General features: G+C 60.3%; 13 protein-coding genes. 5 read left to right on the forward strand and 8 right to left on the reverse strand.

The features are described 5' to 3' along the window. Positions 1 to 569 precede the first annotated feature (569 nt). Positions 570 to 1,658, forward strand: a complete 1,089-nt coding sequence (locus FJ404_14190; protein MBM3824011.1) for a PilT/PilU family type 4a pilus ATPase — start codon at positions 570 to 572, stop codon at positions 1,656 to 1,658. A gap of 88 nt (positions 1,659 to 1,746) precedes the next feature. Here the strand turns inward: FJ404_14190 and FJ404_14195 are convergent, their stop codons facing one another. From FJ404_14195 to FJ404_14205, 3 genes are read right to left on the reverse strand one after another with little or no spacing between them, the layout of a single operon-like run. Next, positions 1,747 to 3,903: a polysaccharide biosynthesis tyrosine autokinase gene (locus FJ404_14195; protein ID MBM3824012.1), complete on the reverse strand. Its 2,157-nt coding sequence runs from the start codon at positions 3,901 to 3,903 to the stop codon at positions 1,747 to 1,749. Positions 3,904 to 3,922: 19 nt separating this feature from the next. Continuing rightward, positions 3,923 to 4,624 carry a polysaccharide export protein gene (locus FJ404_14200; GenBank protein MBM3824013.1) on the reverse strand — a complete coding sequence of 234 codons (702 nt, stop codon included), beginning with the start codon at positions 4,622 to 4,624 and terminating at the stop codon, positions 3,923 to 3,925. A gap of 2 nt (positions 4,625 to 4,626) precedes the next feature. Then, positions 4,627 to 5,952, reverse strand: coding sequence for a hypothetical protein (locus FJ404_14205; protein MBM3824014.1), 1,326 nt, complete (start codon positions 5,950 to 5,952; stop codon positions 4,627 to 4,629). Between the two features lie 32 nt (positions 5,953 to 5,984). On the opposite strand from FJ404_14205, the gene FJ404_14210 reads away from it, so the two are divergent. From FJ404_14210 to FJ404_14220, 3 genes are read left to right on the forward strand one after another with little or no spacing between them, the layout of a single operon-like run. Then, the gene (locus tag FJ404_14210) at positions 5,985 to 6,536 is read left to right on the forward strand and encodes a hypothetical protein (protein ID MBM3824015.1); all 552 of its coding nucleotides are present in this window, start codon (positions 5,985 to 5,987) and stop codon (positions 6,534 to 6,536) included. 23 nt (positions 6,537 to 6,559) lie between these two features. After that, positions 6,560 to 7,288 (forward strand): ribonuclease III, encoded by a 729-nt coding sequence (gene rnc, locus FJ404_14215; protein MBM3824016.1) that lies wholly within the window; start codon positions 6,560 to 6,562, stop codon positions 7,286 to 7,288. After that, positions 7,285 to 10,983, forward strand: coding sequence for a hypothetical protein (locus tag FJ404_14220; protein MBM3824017.1), 3,699 nt, complete (start codon positions 7,285 to 7,287; stop codon positions 10,981 to 10,983). Before rnc ends, FJ404_14220 begins: the two co-directional genes overlap by 4 nt. Positions 10,984 to 10,990: 7 nt before the next feature. Here the strand turns inward: FJ404_14220 and FJ404_14225 are convergent, their stop codons facing one another. From FJ404_14225 to FJ404_14235, 3 genes are all read right to left on the reverse strand, one after another. Continuing rightward, positions 10,991 to 12,475 carry a DUF1501 domain-containing protein gene (locus FJ404_14225; protein MBM3824018.1) on the reverse strand — a complete coding sequence of 495 codons (1,485 nt, stop codon included), beginning with the start codon at positions 12,473 to 12,475 and terminating at the stop codon, positions 10,991 to 10,993. Beyond that, complete coding sequence (locus FJ404_14230; GenBank protein ID MBM3824019.1) at positions 12,472 to 14,991, reverse strand: DUF1553 domain-containing protein; 2,520 nt, start codon at positions 14,989 to 14,991, stop codon at positions 12,472 to 12,474. Before FJ404_14230 ends, FJ404_14225 begins: the two co-directional genes overlap by 4 nt. 66 nt (positions 14,992 to 15,057) lie before the next feature. Next, positions 15,058 to 18,270 (reverse strand): hypothetical protein, encoded by a 3,213-nt coding sequence (locus tag FJ404_14235; protein ID MBM3824020.1) that lies wholly within the window; start codon positions 18,268 to 18,270, stop codon positions 15,058 to 15,060. A gap of 355 nt (positions 18,271 to 18,625) precedes the next feature. Here FJ404_14235 and FJ404_14240 point away from each other — a divergent pair, with 355 nt between their 5' ends. Further along, the gene (locus FJ404_14240) at positions 18,626 to 19,018 is read left to right on the forward strand and encodes a glyoxalase (GenBank protein ID MBM3824021.1); all 393 of its coding nucleotides are present in this window, start codon (positions 18,626 to 18,628) and stop codon (positions 19,016 to 19,018) included. Here FJ404_14240 and FJ404_14245 read toward each other — a convergent pair. Both FJ404_14245 and FJ404_14250 read right to left on the reverse strand, forming a co-directional pair. After that, positions 18,875 to 19,747 carry a hypothetical protein gene (locus FJ404_14245; protein ID MBM3824022.1) on the reverse strand — a complete coding sequence of 291 codons (873 nt, stop codon included), beginning with the start codon at positions 19,745 to 19,747 and terminating at the stop codon, positions 18,875 to 18,877. The two genes, FJ404_14240 and FJ404_14245, sit on opposite strands and share 144 nt — an antisense overlap. A gap of 376 nt (positions 19,748 to 20,123) precedes the next feature. Then, positions 20,124 to 20,807, reverse strand: a complete 684-nt coding sequence (locus FJ404_14250) for an aromatic amino acid lyase (protein MBM3824023.1) — start codon at positions 20,805 to 20,807, stop codon at positions 20,124 to 20,126. Positions 20,808 to 20,816: the final 9 nt, after the last annotated feature.

Below are 20,816 nucleotides of genomic sequence, written 5' to 3' on the forward strand. Positions count from 1 at the left end.
AGCGGGCGGCGGAAGTGGTGCAAGAGAATCGAGGCGCGTTGGAGCGGACCCTCGAGATGATTTTGGAACCGTTGGAGCAGACCGAGTTGGCACCACTGCTGGCCACCAAACGAGTTTCGGCGTCGGCTATCCTGGGGGATGGATGCAGGTCCAATGTGAAATAGAGTGGGGTCATGGAATGCACCGCCTCGGGAACGTCCTTGCAAGCTTTTGCGCATCTCGACGCCGCTGAATTGCCGTTCCGAGGATCGGGGGCGTTGGGATCCCAATTTGCGGGTGGAGTTCGACACGTGGCGAGTGAAGCGGCGTCGTCATGGGGTGGAAATTCACGCATCCATCGCGTTGGCACTTGGGTCCGAGGTGAGGCTTTAGATTGAGCGGTTGGGGGTGTCGGCCAAGGATTCTGAAAGGGGTTGTGGTGGCTTTCCAACCCTGGGGTGGAACCACTTACAGCATGACGGTGGGTGTTCCCTGCACCCTCGGGGATTCAAGGAGTTGGGGGGGAGGCTGGCCGCCCATGCAACTCCAACTCGCCAGGGCGGCACGTTCATTGCTAGATTTCCCGCCCCATGCAAATCTTTCATCGCATCCTGAAGACCGCCATTGATGGCGGCGCTTCCGACGTTCACATCAAGATTGGTTATCCGGTCATTTTCCGCATCAATCGTCACCTGGTGGCCATTGAGTGTCCGAGTCCCACCGCGGAATGGATGGAGAATGTGGTCGCGCACATTGTGCCACCTCACGCACGAGCGCGGTTGGATTCGGAGCGGGAGGTGGATTTTTCGTACCATGCGCCAGGAGTCGGGCGGTTTCGAACCAACCTCTTTCAGCAGAAAGGCGAGTTTTGTTTGGCGATGCGATATGTGAAAACGCAAATCCTGAGCTTTGAGCAGTTAGGGTTGCTGGACGTGGTGAAGAAAATTGCCGACTCGCCCCGCGGCATTGTTTTGGTTGCTGGCGCGACGGGTTGCGGCAAATCCACGACGCTGGCGGCGATGCTTGAGCACATTAATGCGCACTCGAAAAAGCACATCATCACTTTGGAGGATCCCATTGAGTTTGTGTTTGAGGACAATCAGTCGGTGATTGAGCAGCGTGAGGTGGGGTTGGACACGCTTTCATTTTCGCATGGCTTGAAGCATATTCTGCGTCAGGATCCGGACATCATCATGGTGGGTGAGATGCGCGATGCGGTAAGTTTTTCCGCGGCGATCAGCGCGGCAGACACCGGGCATTTGGTTCTTTCTACGCTTCATACGACCAACGCCTCTCAGTCGGTGAGCCGCATCTTGGACTTCTTTAAGGCGGAAGAGCGCGAGCAAGTCAGGCGCCAGCTTGCGGGAACTCTTCAAGCCGTGATTTGCCAGCGCATGGTTGGAGCGATGGGAGGGGGAATGACCCCCGCCTTGGAAATTTTGATCAACACCGGAACGGTGAAGAAACTGCTGGAGGAAAACCGCCTCGATAAGCTGGGGGCGGCTGTCGAAACGGGCCGGGACGACGGGATGCAGAATTTCAACCAAGCCCTTTACGATCTGGTCAAGGCCAACAAGGTCAGCGAGAAGGAAGCGTTGACCAAGGCGTCGAATCCCGAGGCGCTCAAGATGATGTTCCAGGGCATCTTTTTGGATGAGGGACGCCGGATTCTGAGCTGAGGCGACACGGATTTCCTCTGCTGCGAAAGCGAAACGCCCGCCGGTCTTGGCGATCGGCGGGCGTTTTGGTTGGGAAGGGGCTGGGAAGTCAGGCGGCTGGTTTGCCGCCGCTCACGGGCGGTTTGCCTGGGGATCCTGGCTTGCCTTCGGACTTGTAGTGGGAGGCGTAATAACGGTTTTGGTAGTAGTAGTACGAGTAGTAGTAGGAATCCTTGCCTTCGAAGTCGATGTCGTTGAGGACAACGCCGACCAGATGAATGCCGGCATCCTGAACGCGCTGGATGGAGCGGCGGGCGTGTTCGCGGCGAATCTTGTTGAATTTGGTGACGAACACCACGCCATCGGACATGGAGGCGATGACCAGGGGATCGGAGACGGCGGAAACAGGCGGGCAATCCAGAACGATGCGATCATATTTGGATCGTGCCTCTTGCAGAAACGTGCGCATGCGCCTGGAACCCGCGAGTTCGGACGGATTGGAGGGGATGGCTCCGCAGCAAATCACATCAAGATGAGCCACCTCGGTGGCATGGACGATTTCGTCGATGTTGCCGACTTTTTCCTGGAGGTAGGCAGAAAGCCCGACCGGACTTTGCAGCTGGAACGCCTTGTGGACGGAGGGCCGCCGCAGGTCGGCATCAACCAGGAGCGTTTTGAGCCCCGTTTGCGCGGTCACAATCGCCAGGTTGGAAGCGACCAGGGATTTGCCCTCGGACGGGATTGTGCTGGTGACGGAGAGGGTGATGTAGCGGTCGGCTTTGGGTGAAAGCGAAATGGCGGCTCGCACGGTGCGGAAACCTTCCGCGGCGGTCGATTGGGGTTGAGTGTGGGACTGGAGGTCGCGCTCCACGACGCTGTTGCTCTTGATGTTGGGCACGTAGCCGAGGAAGGGCAGTTTGAGGTAGGATTCGATGTCGTCCTGGCTCTTGATCGAATCATCCAGGTAATTCACGAAGAACGCCAAGGCCACGCCGGCGGCGAGACCGCCGAGGATTCCGAGCAGAACGGTCAACACCACGCGCGGCCTTACCGGTTTGGATTGCGGGACGGCGGGGTCGACGAGCAGCATGTTTTGGGTTTTGTCATTCTGAGAGAGCTGGGTCTCCTTCATCGCTTTGAGCACCAGGGTGTATAATTCCTTGTTCTTCTCCGCCTTGCGCGCCAGGACTTCGTAGTTGATTTTGAGCTCGTTCAATTCGGTTTGGCGGAGTTCGGCGTCTTTGAGAATGGTGCGCATGCTTTCGCGTTTCGATTCCGCCTGTTCCGCAGAAAGCAAGATGGAAGCGACGATTTCTTGCGAGGCGTTGCGCAGGGCCTCCCGGTTGCGTGCAATCTGATCGAGCGCGGCCGAGACGAGTTGATGGCGGGGACCGTATCGGTTGGTCAGAGCGGCCAGTCCTGACTCTTGCGCGGCGAGGTCACCTTTGAGTTTTTGCACCAATAGATGGTTCACGACTTGGGGCAGGGCATCCATGGTGGTGCCCGTGGCGTTGGCTTTGCGGACTTCGTCGGCGACGCGACGGGAGGAGGCGGCTTCGGATTCGGCGGCATCGAAATTGAGTTTGGCTTGCTTGTAGGCTTGGAGGACCACGTTCTGGCTGTCCTCGAGCGAAAGCATTTTCTTGGCGTCCCGGTAATCCTTGAGATCACGCTCGGAACGTTCGACGTCCAATTCGAGGCGGTTGGCCTCGTCCCGGAGATAAGTGAGGGCGTTGGTGAGGCGCCCCATTTTTTGATCGAAGTTCCGCTGGATGAATGTCTCCGCGATGGTGTTTGCGATTTCGGCGGCGCGTTTCGGATCAGGGTGGAGCACGAGAATGTCCACGAGCCGGCTCAGGCGGAGGGGAGCGATGCTGACGTCACGGCTCAGGGCGGCGACCTTGTCGAATGCCGTGGCGTAGCGGGGATCCTGGTCGACCTTGGCTCTCCGCGCCACGACCTCCAGCAGGGTCCGGCTTTGGAGGTTTTTGTATTGGGTTTGGAGGTAGTCGTGGTCTTGGGTGGATCCGGAAATCATGTCCCGCACGTTCAGCACTCCCTCGGATTCCTTGTTGATCTGGAGCCGGGCGGAGGCTTGGTAAATGGGAACGGCGCGGGCCAGATAAATCAGGCAGAGGATGAGGACGGAGATGAACGCGGTGACGACGAGCCAGCGACGCTCAAGAACGACATGGAGGTAGTGTCGCAGGGTGAGGCTTTCGCTCAATCCCTCGGTTTGTGTGGAGGATGCTCCTGGGGTTTCCATAGAATAGAGGAGATCAGGGTCAGAGTCTGGATTCCGGAATAAAAACGATGTCCCCGGGTTCGAGTTCGATGAGTTTGACCTTCTCGGGATTGCGCTGGCGAGCGCGCAGGTTGAAGGAGATGACCTTGTCGCGGCGGGTGATGGTGATCCGGCTGGTGTTGGCGAGCTTGGTGAAGCCTTCAGCGGCGCCGATGGCTTCCATGATGTTCATGCCCTGTTCGGCGGGAAACATGACGATGCCTTGTTTCATGACCTGGCCGATGATGGTCACCGTGCGTTTGCTGTATTCCCGGACACTGACCACCACTTGCGGATCGGTGAAATAGTCCTTGCGCAGCAACATTTGCAGGTGCGCGACCAATTCGGCGGTGGTCTTCCCCTTCACTTCGACCTCTTTGAGGTACGGGAGGGTGATGGTTCCGGTGGAAGTAATGCGTTGCTCGATCTGGTCGAAATCTTTCTCCCCAACCACGGTGACCACGATCTTGTCAGAGCGGGCCAGCCGATAATCTTTCTCGTTCAACGAGGCCTGGGGTTCCAAGCCCTCTGAAGCCGACGAGGTTTCCCGTGTTGAGACATCGATCGCCTTGGCCTGCCGCCCTCGTAGTGCGCAGCCCGAGCCGAGCCCCAAAATGACAGCGCCAAGGATGGCTGCCAAGGGCAGCGCCACGAACCAGTGTTTGAACATGTTGATGCAATTCTGAACGCGCTCCGTCTTCATCTTCAATATCCCACGGAAACCGACAGCGTGACTCGGTTGACCTGATAATCCACCGTGCCCTGAACGGAGGACGAGTAACTTTCATGCACGTAGGCCAAGGCCGTACTCAACCATAGTTGGATTTGGTAGGAAAGTCGAAAACCGATGGAATAGTAAGAGTCCTCGCCGTCCGCCGAGCCGGCGCGATTTTCACGGTTATCCATGCGGTATTGGGCGGTCAGATTACCCGTCCATTTCTCTCGGACGCCCAATTTTTGGGAGAGATCAAAAAGGATCGTGTCCGAAGCGAACGAAGTGTTTGCATTTTCGACGGAGACGCCGGTCGAGCGGGTGTAACTGAGGGAAGCGGTTCGTTTTTCGGTCATTTGGTAACTCAGGGACGCGAGAACGACCGGGACTCCAGGGACATCGGTCCCGTCCCCGAATTCTCTGATTTCATAGCCCATTTGAACGCTCCCCTGGATGCGGGGCGTGAACTCCCCTTTGGCCCCGAGGAACGCACCGCCTTGTTTCAGGTGAGGGGGTTTGGCAGTCTCGAAGTTCGGGGTGGAGGATACCTGGCCGTAATAGGCTTCGGAGAACAGGGAAACTTTAGAAAAGGCCTGGTAACTCGCCCCAAGACTTCCACGCAAAGTATTCTGGTCATACAGGGGCAGGTTTTCAGCATAATCAATGGAGTCAAAATGACCCAGGGCGTGCGTTTGGAGTTTTTCCGTAACCACGTAGCCGAGTCGTAGCTCGTCTCGAAACACCCAACGATTCACGTTGGCTCCCAGGTTGCTGAAGCTTCCGACTTCGTTCAGGATGCTACCGCCGCCGAGGATACCGGTGTAACGGCTGGCTGCTGAGACAAGACTGGCAGCGATTCGGTCCCCCTGGAGCGATGCTTTGAGAGAAAGGCTATGATCTTGATGGTTGAGTGCGCTGAGGCTGGTGTAGGTGTAATTGAGAAAATCGTAATCGAACAGAGCTTGGTAGCGTGTTTCTGGGGTGCCGAGTTCGATTTCCAGGCCGGGGGAGATGGTATGGATGAAATCGCTCTTCGCTTGCGTGGAGGGTCGATACAAGACGTTGTCGTCGAAAGAAATGGCGTTGGCAAGTTGTGGACGCAGGCGGAGCGGACCCGCGGAGTACACCAGCAATTGTTCCGGCTGTGCTGCCGCGAGGAGGCTTGCCGAAATCCACGGCAGAGTCAGAACGATCCTTCGTCCCCGGCGTGGGATTGGAAAGTTCCGAAGAAACTGGCGCGGCATCGGCTGACGGTAACCGGCTCGACCCAAGGCCGCACGAAAAAAGAATGAGATTGCGGCCAGGGCTTGCTGGACCATAATTACTGATCTAGGAAAGCTGCTCGAAGGATATGGAATGGAACATCCAGTCTCGTGCCCGCGCCTGCCAGTCGTGCTCGCATGCCTTTCAGGATCAGGCGGTCTATCACACTCTTTTGGTGGACACGGGCCGTGTTTTTGAGCGCCACGATTGGTGCGAGGCGTGTTGGTCGAATGAAGCGGTGCGAGGGGCGGGTCCGAAGGGAAGTCCCGTTTCACATTGGCAGGGCATTTTCGTGACGCCACCGCCCGCACCGCCGGATCCGATTCAGAAGGAAACGGCGGAATCCTTGCTCAGGCGGCTTGTCGGGGAGGGGCATCCGGCGCGGGCTGGGGTGATTTACATTCTGGCCGTGATGTTGGAGCGTCGGCGGATCTTGAAGGTGAAAGCCCAGGTGCTGGCGGAGGGCCGGCGGACTTTTGTGTATGAACACGCAAAGTCTGGCGACAGTTTTATGATTCTCGACCCTGGCCTCCAGCTCGACCAGCTCGAACCGCTCCAGAGGGAGGTGTCCGGGTTGTTGAGGGAGGGGGCTGCCGAAGCCGCGCCGGTGGCGGCGGAACCGGTGAGTGTTTCGGCATGACCGCAATTCGGTGAAGGGACGAGGTGAGCGAATTCGCCCCATTGGAAGCCGCGTTGGAGTATCGTTTTCGAAATTCCAAACTCCTTCTGGAGGCTCTCACCCATCCCTCGCTGGTGCATGAGCAAGGGGGAGGGATGCAGCACAATCAGCGCATGGAGTTTCTGGGGGACGCTGTTTTGCAGTTGGTTTTGACCCGGGAGTTGTACGAAAAATTTCCTTTGCTCGGCGAGGGTCCCCTGACGCAGGCCCGTGCCCAACTCGTCAACCGCCGGACATTGGCCAAGCAGGCAGAACAGTTGCGGCTGGGCAATTACTTGCGCATGTCGCGTGGCGAGGAGCTCAGCGGGGGACGTCAAAGGGCTTCCGCGATGGCGGACGCATTTGAAGCCTTGCTGGGAGCGATTTACCTGGATGGCGGCTTCGATGTTTCGCGAACATTTGTATTACGTCAGTTTCGCGAGACCTTCGGGGAGATGGATATTCTCCCGAATCTGGAGAATCCCAAGGGGGACCTTCAGGAAATGTTGCAATCGGAGATTCCCGAGCCCCCGCGGTATCAGATGCTTTCCACGAGCGGTCCGGACCACGACCGTGTTTTCGAATGCGAAGTGTCGCATCGCGGCATCGTGATCGGACGGGGTGCGGGCAAGAGCAAGAAAGCGGCTGAGGCGAGCGCGGCCCTAGCCGCACTGGCGGAATTCAAGCGGAGGGCGGCGTCTCCGGGCGACTCATCCTCTTCTCCCGACACATGAGTTGGTGGTTGCCCTGGCTTCGGCCGCGGATGGGATGGGTGGGAGGTGCGCTCTGGGTTTTTCTGGCGGGACCCTGCGAGGCTGCGGAGTCGGTCCGTGGAAAGCAGCCCGAACCTTTGCCGGTTACCCAGTCGCCGACCACCCACGCGGGTTTCTCGCTCGTTCCGCTCTCGGAGTCGGGCATTTCATTTACGAACATGCTTTCGGTGGCGCGGGCGGCGGCGAACCACAATTTCATGAACGGTTCCGGTGTGGCCCTGGGGGATTTCGACGGTGATGGCCTTTGCGATATTTACCTGTGTTCTTTGACCGGCAAGAACGCGCTCTACCAGAATCTGGGTGGCTGGCGTTTTCGAAATGTGGCGGTGGAGGCGGGCGTGGAAGGAGGTGGGCGGGTTTCGACCGGCGCGGCCTTTGCCGACTTGAATGGAGATGGTCGACTTGATTTGGTGGTGACCGCGTGCGGAGGGCCCAACAGCGTTTATTGGAATCAAGGCAAGGGTGCCTTTCGGGAGGCGGTCTTGCCGCCGGGAGAGGTGATGCGAACGGGAAGCACCTCGGTGGCGTTTGCGGATATTGATGGCGACGGCGATCTCGATGTTTACGTGGCGAACTACGGGGAGATTTCCGTGCTGCGCAGCGGGGGAATGCCGGCGACGAGGAAAGTCAATGGCAAGGATGAGGTGATCGGACGATTCCGTCATCGCATTCGCATTCGGGACGACGGCAAGATGGTTGAATACGGCGAGCCCGATGTGCTTTATCGCAACGACGGCCAGGGGGGATTCGTGCCTGTCCCTTGGACAGGAGGAGCGTTTCTGGATGAGGATGGGCGGCCGCTGGCTTCGTCCCCGTGGGATTTTGGGCTGGCCGTCATGTTTCGGGACATCAATGGGGATGGTTTTCCGGATTTGTATGTGTGCAATGATTTTCAAACTCCGGACCGAATCTGGATCAATGACGGGCGCGGAGTTTTTCGGGCGCTCCCGCGGCTCGCCCTCCGCCAGACGAGCAATTTTTCGATGAGCGTGGATTTTGCGGACGTGGATCGGGACGGTCACTTCGATTTCTTTCTGGCGGACATGCTCAGCCGTTCCCACGTTTTAAGGATGGTGCAGGCGGACGGGAACGAGCGATTGCCTCATCCCATTGGAGAAATTGAGGATCGCCCGCAAGTCCGGCAGAACAGCCTGATGCGGGCGCGAGGGGATGGCACCTTCAGCGCGCTGGCGCGTTCTTCGGGCCTGCAAGCGTCGGACTGGACATGGTCTTCGGTGTTTCTCGATGTGGATCTGGACGGATTTGAGGATTTGCTGATTGGCAATGGTCATATGTTTGACGCGCAGGATCTGGATGGGGTGGATCGTTCGCGCGCGGTGGGGCGGGGCGTGCCGGGAGAGAGCCTGAAGAAGCTGGAGGCCTATCCGGAGCTCAAGACGCCGAATTTCGCGTTTCGCAACCGCGGCGATCTGACTTTCGAAGAACGGGGCATGGCCTGGGGGTTCCATTCGACTGAAGTTTCGCATGGCATGGCCTTGGGGGATCTGGATGGGGACGGTGATCTGGACGTGGTGGTCAATGTGTTGAACGCTCCGCCGTTGGTGTATCGCAATGATGCGGGCGGGGCGCGTGTGGCGGTGAAGTTGCGGGGGCGCGGGGGGAACACGTCCGGCATCGGCGCCCGGATCGTGGTTCGCGGTGGTGCGGTGCCTTTTCAGTCCCAGGAAATGATCGCCGGGGGACGCTACCTTTCGGGGGATGAGGCCAAGAGGGTTTTTGCCGCCGGCGTCGCTCGAGGGTCGATGACGATTGAAGTGTTCTGGCGGAGCGGCGCTGCCTCAAAGGTCGAGTCTGTTTTGCCGGGTCATCTCTATGAAATCGAGGAACCCGCGGAGGCGGGTTCTCGATCCGGACGAAGCCTTTCCGCTGTTCCGGCCAGCGTGCCCTTCTTCGAGGATTGGACGGGGCGTGTGGGTCAGCGGCATGAGGAATCGCTGTTCAATGATTTCGAGCGCCAGCCCGCATTGATTCATCGTTTCAGCCAGCTTGGACCGGGTGTGGCGGTGGCGGACTTGAATGGCGATGCGCACGATGATTTGTTTCTTGGGGGCGGCCGAGGCGGACGTGCGCTTTTGTTTCAAGGTGATGGCGCTGGCTCGTTTCAAGCGGTGGCGCTGAGTGGAATCTGGACCAATCTGACCGATGATGTTCTTGGCCTCGCATTGGGGATGGGAGACGGCGAGGCTCCGATGCTTGCGGCACTCTTGTCGAATTACGAGAGTCCCCCGGGCTCGCCTGCCCGAGTTTTGGGATGGCACCCAAAGCTCCAACTGGATCGTGCGATGCCCTTGGAAATGGGTGCGGGAGTTGTTCCGGCCACCCTGGCAACGGCGGATATGGATGGGGACGGGGATCTTGATCTTTTCGTGGGAGGGCGGCTCAAGTGGGGCAGGTATCCGGAACCCGTCCCTTCCTGGTTGTATCGGTGGGAAGGGGACGCTTGGCGATTGGATCGGGAGTGGAAAGACCAGCATGGCTCCGGTTCCATGGTTTCGGCGGCGCTCTGGAGCGATCTGAATGTGGACGGATTTCCGGAATTGGTGCTCGCGTCGGACTGGGGACCGGTGCGGGTGTTTGCCAATGAGCGTGGCAAGCTCAAGGAGGCGACTGAAGACTGGGGTTTGGGGGGGCCGCACGGGCGCTGGAATTCCGTTTGCAGTGCGGATCTCGACGGGGATGGGTTGATGGATTTGGTGGCGGGGAATTGGGGTGCCAATACACCATGGACGGCTTCTCCCGCGCATCCCATGGAGCTGGTTTACGGTGATTTCGATGGCAACGGTCAGTTCGATTTGGTCGAAGCGCAATGGGAGCCATCCTTGAACGCGATGGTTCCGCTGCGCAATCTGCAGTGGATGTCCCAGGCCATTCCGATGGCCAGATCACGATTCGCCACTCATCGCGATTATGGGAAGGCCTCGCTTTCCCAAGTGTTGGGTGACTGGGCGCCGGGAGCCGGGAAGGCGTGGGTGTCCACCCTCGAGACCACAGCCTGGCTCAATCGCCGGGGGAAGTTCGAGCCCTTGAAGTTGCCTCCGCCGGCGCAATGGGCGCCGGTTTTCGGCATCTCGGCGTCTGATTTCAATGGCGATGGTTTGCTGGATTTGTTTCTGGCGGAAAATTTTTTCGCCATGCGTCCCGAGGATGGGCGTTTGGATGCGGGAACAGGTTTGCTCCTGTTCGGGATAGGACGCGGGGAAATGCGTGCGGCCTCAAGCGAGGAAACGGGGCTGAGGGTTTATGGTGAACAACGAGGATGCGCGGTGGCAGACTGGGATGAAGACGGAAGGCCTGATCTGGCTGTCGCACAGAATGCGGCTGCCGTCCGAGTTTTTCGGAACGCCGCGGGCAAACCCGGACTCCGAGTGCGATTCGCCGGCCCTCGCCGGAATCCCTCCGCGTTGGGGCTTTCGGCACGACTTCGTCATGGAGACACGTGGGGTCCGCGGCAGGAAGTTCGAGGAGGCGGTGGGAGCTTGTCTCAGGACAGCACGATTTTGGTGTTTCCCCAGCCGTCACCCCCGTCGGCGATCCAAGTTGTCTGGCCGGGAGGCAGGGTGATGGAAGGGGCGTTGCCTGCAGGGGCGCGGGAGATTCGGATCAACGAGGAAGGGAAAATCGAGAAACTGCGATAAGCCGGGGCTACGTGATCCCGCGAATGATTTCCGCGCCTTCAACTCCGACCAGTTTCTGGTCGAGTCCACCATAAAAGTAGGAAAGCCGGTCGGGATCCAGTCCGAGCAACGTCAGAGCCGTGGCGTGCAGGTTCTTGACGTGGAGGCGTTCGGTGACGGCAGCGGATCCGAGTTCGTCGGTTTCACCGATGGACCTGCCTCCTTGAATGCCGCCTCCGGCCATCCACATGGTGAAACCGTAGGCGTTATGATCGCGTCCGGTTCCTTCGGCATATTCGGCGGTGGGTTGCCGTCCGAACTCTCCTCCCCAAATGAGGAGCGTGCTGTCGAGCAAGCCGCGCTGCTTCAAGTCCTGGAGGAGTCCGGCAATCGGCTTGTCCGTGCGTCCGGCGTGATACTCGTGGTTTTTGATCAAGTCCCCGTGCGCATCCCAATTGTCGTCGTTGTGGGCGCCGCCGGCATAGAGTTGGATGAAGCGGACGCCCCGTTCCACGAGGCGGCGGGCGAGGAGGCAGCGCCGTCCGAATTCCTCCGTGCGCTTGTCGTCCATTCCGTAGAGAGACCGGGTGGCGGCGGACTCGTGGGTGAGATCCACCGCCTCGGGTGCGTGGCGCTGCATGCTGAAGGCCATCTCGTAACTGGCGATGCGGGCGGCAAGGTTTGAGTGATCGGGCCGGGCTTGCCAGTGTTCTGTATTGTAATCCTTGAGAGTGTCCAGCAGCCGCCTTTGGGCGGATTCGCCGGTGCCTTCACGCCGGTTGAGGTCGAGAATGGGATCGCCGGCGGAGCGGACCAGGGTGGCTTGATACGTGGCGGGCATGTAGCCGCTGGACCAGTTCTTGGCTCCGCTGATGGGGCCGCCGGAGGGATCGAGCATGACGACGAACCCGGGCAAGTTTTGATTGACGCTGCCCAGGCCGTAATTGACCCACGAACCGAGGCAAGGGCTTCCGGAGAGAATCTTCCCGGTGTTCATTTGGAGCATGGCCGAACCGTGAATCGGCGAGTCCGCGGTCATCGAGTGGACAAACGCGATGTCATCGGCGCAGGTGGCCAGATGCGGGAAGAGGCTGCTGATCCACTTGCCTGATTGGCCATAGGGTTTGAAGCTCCATTTGGGACCCACGACGCGGCCCTCGTTGCGCTTGCCTCCGCGGCCGAAGGTCCTGACGGGAATCGTCTTGCCGTCCAGGCGGTAAAGTTCCGGCTTGTATTCGAAGGTGTCGACCTGGCTGGGGCCGCCGTACATGAACAGGAAAATGACGCTGCGTGCTTTGGCGGGTAGCGCGGGGGGTTTAGGGGCGAGCGGATTGGCGAAGGGGGCGGAGGCGTGCGCGGATGTTGGAGCGAAAAAGGAATCGAGGGACAACAACCCGGTGAGCGCGGCACCGGTGAATCCGGCGCCGGTTTCCCAGAGGAACTCGCGCCGGGTGCGTCGGCAAAATTGCTTGGAGGGGTGGGTGCTCATGCGGCGGCGGGTTGGGTTGTTCAGTCCAAGTAGATGACCTCGTTCAAGTTCAGGGCGAGCAGGCAGAATTGGCGCAGAGCCTCTGCGGCGGAAAGTCCATCTTTTTGCCTCCACGCCTCCATGAGGTTGACGCCCCGGTCGGTTTCCGGCGGGGATGGGATTCTTGAGGTGGCCAATGCGAGGGCTCGCTCGACCTGTCCGCGGGGATGGTTCCCGCGCTCTTTTCGGATGCGTTCGGCAAAAACGGCAGATTGGTGGTTCAGGAAATCGCCGTTCAACATGCCGAGAGCTTGCGTCGGTTGCACGGTGGCGAAGCGAATCGGTGTGGAACGGTCTGTTTCCGCCATGTCGAAACTGTCCAGAACCGGGGTGAGCAGGGAGCGTTTGACGTGGATGTAAACGCTCCGCCGGGATTGTTCAGTGAGGCTGGATTTGCCCCAGCCGCTGCCGGGTTGGGATTGGCCGGCGAGCACTTCTTTGGGAATGTCCACATACACGCCCGGGCCATGCATTCTGGGATTGAGATTGCCGGCAATGGAGAGGATGGCGTCGCGAATTTCCTCGGCGGCGAGACGGCGAGGGTCGAATCGCCAGAAATGGTGGTTCATGGGATCGCTTTGAAGCGCGTCTTCCCGGCCGCGGGAGGACCGCCGGTAGGCTTCCGAGCTCATGATGAGGCGATGCATGCGCTTGAGGCTCCAGCCGCCCTGAACCAGTTCCGCGGCGAGCCAGTCGAGCAGTTCGGGATGCGTGGGTTTGTCCCCCTGCAATCCGAAATTGCTGGAGGAGCGAACGAGGCCGCGGCCGAAGTGATATTGCCACAACCGATTGGCGAGCACGCGGGCGGTCAAGGGGTTCTCGGGGGCCGCGATCCAGCGTGCGATGGCGGTGCGTCGCCCGCTGGACCGGTCGGAGGGCGCCACCATCTCGGGCGGGCGGGTGGATGCTCCAAGCACATCGAGGAAACCGGGATCGACTCGGTCCCCTTTGAGCGCGGGATTTCCGCGCAGCAGCACGAAGGTTTCGCCTGGCTTGGATCCCGCTTCCGTCACGGCCAGGGCGCGCGCGGCGGGGATCGTCTCTCGCTTGAGTTTCTCGAGTTGTTCTTTCGCGTTTGAAAAGCGCTTCCAGTTCTCGTCGCCGAGCAGGCGCGCGCCTTCCTTCGCGATGATTTCGTCATTGAAGGCGCTGCGCCGTGCGGGATCACTCCCGGCATGGCGGTCCTGCATGAGGATTTTGAAGTCGTCGATTTCCTTGCGGAGGGACGCGGCGCGGAGTTCGTGGGCCTGCTTGCGGCTGGCAAAATCGCGGCGCTCCATGTCATTCCCAAAGACGGGCACCTCGTCGGTTTCTCCTCCGTTCCGGTAGGGGTTGATGTTCTGAAAGAAGCTGAGCAGGCGGTAATAGTCGTGCTGGGAAATCGGGTCGATCTTATGATGATGACAGCGGGCGCAGTCGATGGTGAGGCCCAGGAAGACCTGCCCGGTCGTGGCGAGGATGTCGTCGAGTCCGTCGTAGCGGGCGAGTTCGCGGTCGGCAGGTTCATCGTCCCAAATGCCGAGCCGGTAGTAGCCGGTGGCAATGATGGACTCCGCGTCAGGTGAAGGCAGTTCATCGCCCGCCAATTGTTCGAGGATGAAGCGGTCGAACGGCTTGTCCGCGTTGAAGGATCGGATGACGTAGTCCCGGTACCTCCAGGCGTGGGGTTTGGGACCGTCCCGTTCGTAGCTGTTGCTTTCCGCGAAACGCACGAGGTCGAGCCAGTGACGCCCCCACTTTTCGCCATAATGGGGCGAATCGAGCAGCCGATCGATCAGTCGTGCCCAAGCCGCTTCCGAGGGGTCCGACTCGAATTGCGCGACGTCCTCCGGAGAGGGTGGGAGTCCCGCGAGATCGAAAAACGCGCGGCGCACGAGTTCCCGCGAATGGGCTCTTCCATTGGCGGCGAGACGGGCTTTCCGAAGCCCGGCGTCGATCATCACATCGATCGGGTGGGGGCCCCCTTTGCTCGGGGGTCGGGCGGCAACGCGAGGCGGTCGAACCGGTTGAAACGCCCAGTGGGCGCGATCTGCGGGTCCGATCGAAAACTCTTTTCGTACCGGCGGAGTCGATGCGGCGGGAGTTTCGGGCATGGCGGCCCCATCCTGCACCCATCGAGTCAATGTTTCGATGAGAGGGGCGGGCAGTTTCTGCTTGGGAGGCATTTTGAACGTCTCCTCCGCGTAGCGGACTGCCTGGATGAGTCGGGATTCGTTCGGGTTACCGGGGATGAGAATCGGACCGCTTTCGCCTCCGGCCCGGATGAACTCCGGGGCGTCCAGCCGCAAATGACCCTTTTGTTTCTCGGGCCCGTGGCAACTCACGCAGTGCTCAGCCAGCAGCGGCCTGATCTTCCGTTCGAAAGATTCGGGTGTGGACTGGGCTTGCGCGGGGAAACCGCCGAGAAGAGACAGCCCGAAAACACAGGCGGACACGAGGGATGCCGCGGCGGGGCGCGGGCGCCGAAGCCGCTCGCTGGTGTCCATGTGTGCTTGAGCCATGTGCGTGCGTCGTGGATGAGGCTGAAGGCTCAGACTAACCCGTGAACGCACGTTTTCGCAACCCCGTTACCGCCGCAGACGGAAGAATTTTGAGGAGTTTGGATCGCCCGTGACGGTGTGAGGGCTCACGGCTCCAAGAACATCCGTCCAAGGCCCGTCCACCGCCGGCGCCGACTGGAGAATCGCCGGTCCACTCCACGTCAACCGGAGGTTGTTGCCACTGGTGCTGATGGAAATGGGGCCCGGCGCGGATTCGATGATGACGTCGCTGTATTGGCGAAACTCCGCTTTAAAGATTCCTCGGAGATTGCCCGTTTCTGAAAGAGTTCCCGTTTCCGGGGCATAAAAGGGACCCATCAACAGCGTCTCGGGAAAGGCTGGGACGGGATTCCCGGAGGGATCGATGGAACCGAACACGTCGGGATAACGCTGGCGTCCCAGCAGCATCCAATCCGATCCGTTGGAGGAGCGGAACATGGAGAACTCTTGGCCCACGCGCTTGAGCCGGACCCAAGTTTGCGATTCCTCGGGGGTGGTGGGAGTGGGGGGGGCTGAGGCGGTGGACAGGCTTCCGGGAAAGGCCCGGTGGAGCATTTCAAAGGAGTCGCTTGCGGGGGCGCCTGACGCGGTGCGGGAAGGATGGACGTGAACCGCTTGAAAGCGGCTGAAGGCAGGTCCGGGATCTTGGCGTGACTGGCCTTCATTTAGCACTTCGCGAACCATGAGTCCCGCGCGTGCAAACTCGCTGGAAGGATCCTGGAATTGGATGCGGACTTTCTTGTCGAAGTCACCGGTGAGTTTCTCGAAGACGAACGAGGCTTCATCGTAGGCGTCGCGGAAAAGGGAACCGCCGCTGTAGAGATCGAAGCCGTCGGATCCCCGCGCTGCGACGGCGGATTCTCCCAGCCGGAGTTCGTTCGCTCCGATCTGAGCCCACTGAGTCAAGCGGTTGGTCCCGGCATGTTCGGCCGAGGGGAGCAGGTTGCCGAGGCGATCCCGGATGTTTTTCACGCTGACGGTGAAGACCGCGTCGTCGGCCAGGCCTTTCACGGCGAGCACCGTGGCGGAGGATCGGGGGAGATGGTTCCAGCGCGTGATGGTTCCGGGTGTGATCGAGAAATTCACGGCGTTCGCCCCGTCCGCCGCGTTGATTTCTTCGTCGAAGGCGACCGTGATTTCGTGGGAGCCGGTCGCTTCCCGGCGCAGCGCGCTGACGGACGCGACGCGGGGCGGTTCGCGATCGGGTTGCACCGTGACCGTGGCTTCACGGGAAACCCGAATCACGCCGGGGATGGTCACTTCGACGCTGTATTTCCCGCCGGTATCGGACACTTGGAGAGGGGGGGTGGCGTAGGTGGCGGCGTTGGCGCCCGGAATGTCCACGCCGTTCAATTTCCATTGATAGGCAATCGCGCCCGAATTGGACCTGACTTCGACTTGGAACGTTGCGCTGCGACCTTCGAGCAGGATCTGGTCGGTGGGATGCTTGACGATCTCAAGCTCTTGTCCGTTGGGATCGGACCAAGTTCCGAGCTGAACGCCCCGCAATGCCGCAGAGCCCGGGCGCGGATCGGGATCTTCCTCACGTTTCACGGTGATGGCGCCGCCATCTCCACCTTCGCCTTCACGAAAGGCCAGAGCCAGGTAGTAGCGTTTTCCCGCTTGGAGGGCGATGGGGGCGGATTTGTTCTCGACGGCTTCGGGGTTGCGTCGATCACGGGTGAGCCAGTCGCGGTCGAGGTTCCATTGGGGTTCGGTGGCGATGAGCACGGCGCGGCGAGGGTCCTCGTCGCTGCCGAGATAGAGAGCGGCCGGGCCGGAAGCGGCGCTGTAAAAGACGTAGCGGGCCGTGGTTTGGGGAATGAAATGGGCGTGCAGGCGAGCGGCTGTTTCGCCTTCCGCGCCGGTCGGCGCTTCGAACTGGGCCAGCGTCGCGTATGAAACCGGAGCCGGATTGCCGTCCAGCACGCCGCGGTGAAGTGTGCCGTCCAGGATTTCGGGAGGGGGGTTGAGGCGGAATCGTTCGAGCGTTGCGAAGTGCCGGGTGAAGATCTGGGTCTTGAAGCGAAACTTCGTTTCGGCGGCGATGAGATTGCCGGCGGCGGAAGTGTCCTTGACGTGGCTGACGGAGAGTTCCAGTTCCTGGCCGGGAGAGTGGGGTGAAGTTTTGAGAAAGACCACGGTGCCATCGTCGCTCAACGACGCGGATTGCACGGTGATGCCGGCATTGATGGTGTAGTTCGTCAACGCTTCGGCGGAGGACTTCTCCAGGGCTTCGTTGAAGCTGACCAGGACGGTATTGAGGTTTCCGGCCACGTTGACGCGACCGATGGCGGGGCCTTGCGTATCCGGTGTGACGGTGAGCCGGGCTGGGGCGGAAGCACGCGCGCCCTCCCGGTTGGAGACTTCAACCGAATAATCGCCGGAATCTTGCAGCCGCGCCCGGAGAACAATCGTGGCGTTCGTCGCGCCGGTCAGCGCGGTATTGTCCTTCTTCCATTGATAACGGAAACCCGGTGTGCCATCGACTTCGACGCTCAGCTTGACGGAGGAGCCTTCGGACACGGATTGGGCGGCGGGCTGCTGAAGGAATGAAATCGATCCGGAATTCTTGTTATCGGATGAGAGGTGCTCGCCTGGGATTGGAGCTTGGCCGTCCACCGCTCGGAGCCTCCCGCTGGTCCAGGTCACGGCGAGGTTTTCTCCGCCGCCTCCTTCTTTGGCCAAGGCTTGGAACCAGTAGGGCCGGCCTGCGCTGAGGGTCACCGGAACGGAAACGTTCTCGAGGCGTTCGTTGGGGGAACCGACGTCCACCCGGCTGCGCCGGTTTTCGGTGAGGTAAGCCCGGATCCCGTTGCCGAAGGGTTCCCGGCAAAGCAAGCTGGCTCGAGACGGATTCTCGTCGGCGCTGAGCCAGAATTCCGCTTCGTCGCTGGCGGCGAGATGGAAGGTATAGACGCCGTTGGTGGGAGGATAAAGATAGCCGGAGATTGTCCAGCCGTAACGATTGCGCGCATGGGTGGGCGGCAGACTTCCGCCCTCACCGGCAGGCCACTCGAGCGAAGTCGCATAGGCCACCGCATCGGGGTTTCCAGGGTGCCTTGGGCTTTCCTTGAGGCGGGACAGATGAACGCCGCCGATGGATCGATATTCGCGAACGGTGGCAACGCCTTGGGACGCTGAGGGGGCGGCGGCGTGGGACCCACCCGCCTGAGCGAGGAGGACCGCCAGGGCCAGGGGAGCGGCGGCCGCCTTCCAGTGTTGAAGCATGCGTAACATATGAGTTCCTCAAATCGCAGCCCGAGGTTCGGCGCCCACTGGGGCGGTTGGCACCCGAGCGGCCCGCAAAGGGCATGGGAACGAAGCAGTAGGCATCGCGAGATTTCAACGAAAATATGCGCCTCAGGTGAATGCCCGCTCGGGTAAGTCGCATTTCAGACCGGGAGACTTGGTCGCACCGCACCCGTTCTCATTTTGGTGGGTAGGGCGCGCACTCCGTGCGCGCTGCCTTTGGGAACACCCGATTTCGGCGCGCAACGGAGTGCGCGCCCTACCTTATCAGTCAAAATGAGAACTGCTGGTCGCACCGACGGGATGCTGGCGTCCATTCGGAAACGATGGCAGAATTCGCTCCGTGAAGATCCTTGAGCTCAATCATGTGGCGATTCATGTCAATGACGTCGAGGCGAGCTGCGCATTTTATGGCGGCGTGCTGGAGCTTGAGCCGATGGCCCGGCCGGCGTTTGACTTCCCGGGAGCTTGGTTCAGGCTCGGCCCGGCGCAGGAACTGCATATCATTGGAGGGCGGCAGGAACCGGTTTTCGCGCACAACCGGGGCAATCACTTTGCCCTGCGGGTGGACGACTTGCCTGCCTGGGAGGATTCACTCAAGCGAAAGGAAGTCGTTCCGATGGGCCGCCGCCGCCGCCCTGATGGTGCCGAGCAATTGTTCCTCAAGGATCCGGATGGGCATGTGGTTGAACTGTTCACATTTCAACCGGGTGATCGCGCGACGCGCCATGAATGAGTTCTTCTCGTCGTCCGCTATTTGACGGGCCGCGATCACGGCCTTGTTGAGACCCAAATCGGCCAGGGACGCACGGACGCGGTTGAGGTTCGAGAGTTCCAGCGCGTCGAAATCCGCCAGTTTAAGGCAACCGCCGACTCCTTCCAGGGCGAGGGCGTTTGCGATGCTGTTTCCCACGGATAGGCCTACGACGCCCACCGACTTTTGCTGCAAGACGGACTGTTCGGATGCGGTGATCTTGTTTCGATTGCGGCTCCATCGAAGCTCGGCGAACCCTTCCGGAGGAAGCACGCGCAACAGTCGCCGCGACCAAGGGTAGCGGACCCAGCGGCCGAAGAATGCCGGTGCGATCCCGCCCAGGATGGATTGCCTGATCCTCGTGGCTTCAACCGGGTCGCGACGGCCAGGCATTCGACATCGAATCAATTCTTCGAGCTGGGCATCCAGCGTGTCGGAGATGTCCTCGCGTGGAGTCTTGTCCATCCATTCCGACAATTTGGCGCGTTCATCCGGGAGGCTTGGATCGAACAGCTCGATACTGATCCGTCGCGAGGTGTTCATCGAGTCGATGCGGCCACGACCTTGGGCGGCGTCTTGAAACATCGGACCATCGGCACAAAGGGAAGTCCTGTGCCGGAATGGATGTCGACCGGACCCACCTCTTGGTAGCCGTGCCTCTTCAAGAACCCGGCGATTCGCGGGTTCATGACCCCGAACGCCTGAGGACATCGTTCGGCCCGGCAAAGATCATGAAACGACTCCAGCAACGGAATGCTCACCGCATGACCCAGCCGGTATTCCCTGCGCACGACGAACTGGCTGCCGCAGGCCGCCCCTGCGTCCAGAAAAGGAGTGAAATCGCAAAAGGCAGCCGCCGGCGATTTTCCATCCACTTGCTTCGTCCAACGCAACGACCCCGCGAGAACTTGACCGACCCAGGCAACCAGGAGCCGGGATCCGATGCCTGAGTCAAAAGCGTCCGTCAGACGCTCCGACTCACACGGCGCGTGATACCCGTCCAGGGTCATCACCTCGTAGCGCAACCGGTAAACTGCCTCCTGTTCCTCCGCGCTCGCAGCCCACCGCACTTCCACCGAACGCGTTGTCATACCTCGGATGGGGTTGAGGGGTTTTGCATCTGCCGGAGCGCCCCGCCTGCTTGCAAGCCCTCCGCCAGCGTCTCCACCCAGATATCCAAGGCTTGCTCGTGATCGTGTCTCACCAACGGGCGAGGCGTTTCGGCCTCACGACCGAGCATCGCCTTGGCCTTGCGGTAAAGGACAGCCGTGGCGGGTGAAAGCCATTGGTGACATGCGGTGCCAGGCCGCATCCGGGCTGCTCGCAAATCCACCGTTTGAATCGCGAAAATCAGGGCGATGGACAAATGATGGCGGAAAAGATCGATGGATTGGCGGGCCAGGTTGGCGGCGCCGAAACCGAGACTATTGATGTTTTGATTGAATTGCTCCGCATGAGTCGGGAAGCGGTCCACCAAAGGGAGGCTTAAGTGTTCCAGATGCGGCACGATCGAATTGCCGCAAATCTGAAGCCCCTTCAATCCCATGTTAACGCCTTCCGATTCCGAGCCCGCCAGGGAAGGCGGCAGACCGTGATTGAACGCCGGGGTGACGGCGAGGGCGATTTGCGTATCCATGTGCTTGGCCATCATTCCCAGCGCATGCCGCAGATGGTCCATCCCCAGCCCGACGTATTGGCCAAGAAAATTTCCGCAATGATAGGCCTTCTGCTCGTCGGGATCGATCAATGGATTGTCGTTGCTGGAGTTCATTTCGATTTC

The organism is Verrucomicrobiota bacterium (assembly GCA_016871495.1).
Classification (GTDB): Bacteria; Verrucomicrobiota; Verrucomicrobiia; order Limisphaerales; family VHDF01; genus VHDF01.

Excerpts from the sequence above, each read along its gene's own strand:
- FJ404_14190 (MBM3824011.1), top strand. The coding sequence starts at position 570 with ATGCAAATCTTTCATCGCATCCTGAAGACCGCCATTGATGGCGGCGCT.
- FJ404_14195 (MBM3824012.1), bottom strand. The coding sequence starts at position 3,903 with ATGGAAACCCCAGGAGCATCCTCCACACAAACCGAGGGATTGAGCGAA.
- FJ404_14200 (MBM3824013.1), bottom strand. The coding sequence starts at position 4,624 with ATGAAGACGGAGCGCGTTCAGAATTGCATCAACATGTTCAAACACTGG.
- FJ404_14205 (MBM3824014.1), bottom strand. The coding sequence starts at position 5,952 with ATGGTCCAGCAAGCCCTGGCCGCAATCTCATTCTTTTTTCGTGCGGCC.
- FJ404_14210 (MBM3824015.1), top strand. The coding sequence starts at position 5,985 with ATGGAATGGAACATCCAGTCTCGTGCCCGCGCCTGCCAGTCGTGCTCG.
- FJ404_14220 (MBM3824017.1), top strand. The coding sequence starts at position 7,285 with ATGAGTTGGTGGTTGCCCTGGCTTCGGCCGCGGATGGGATGGGTGGGA.
- FJ404_14230 (MBM3824019.1), bottom strand. The coding sequence starts at position 14,991 with ATGGCTCAAGCACACATGGACACCAGCGAGCGGCTTCGGCGCCCGCGC.
- FJ404_14235 (MBM3824020.1), bottom strand. The coding sequence starts at position 18,270 with ATGTTACGCATGCTTCAACACTGGAAGGCGGCCGCCGCTCCCCTGGCC.
- FJ404_14245 (MBM3824022.1), bottom strand. The coding sequence starts at position 19,747 with ATGTCCTCAGGCGTTCGGGGTCATGAACCCGCGAATCGCCGGGTTCTT.
- FJ404_14250 (MBM3824023.1), bottom strand. The coding sequence starts at position 20,807 with ATGAACTCCAGCAACGACAATCCATTGATCGATCCCGACGAGCAGAAG.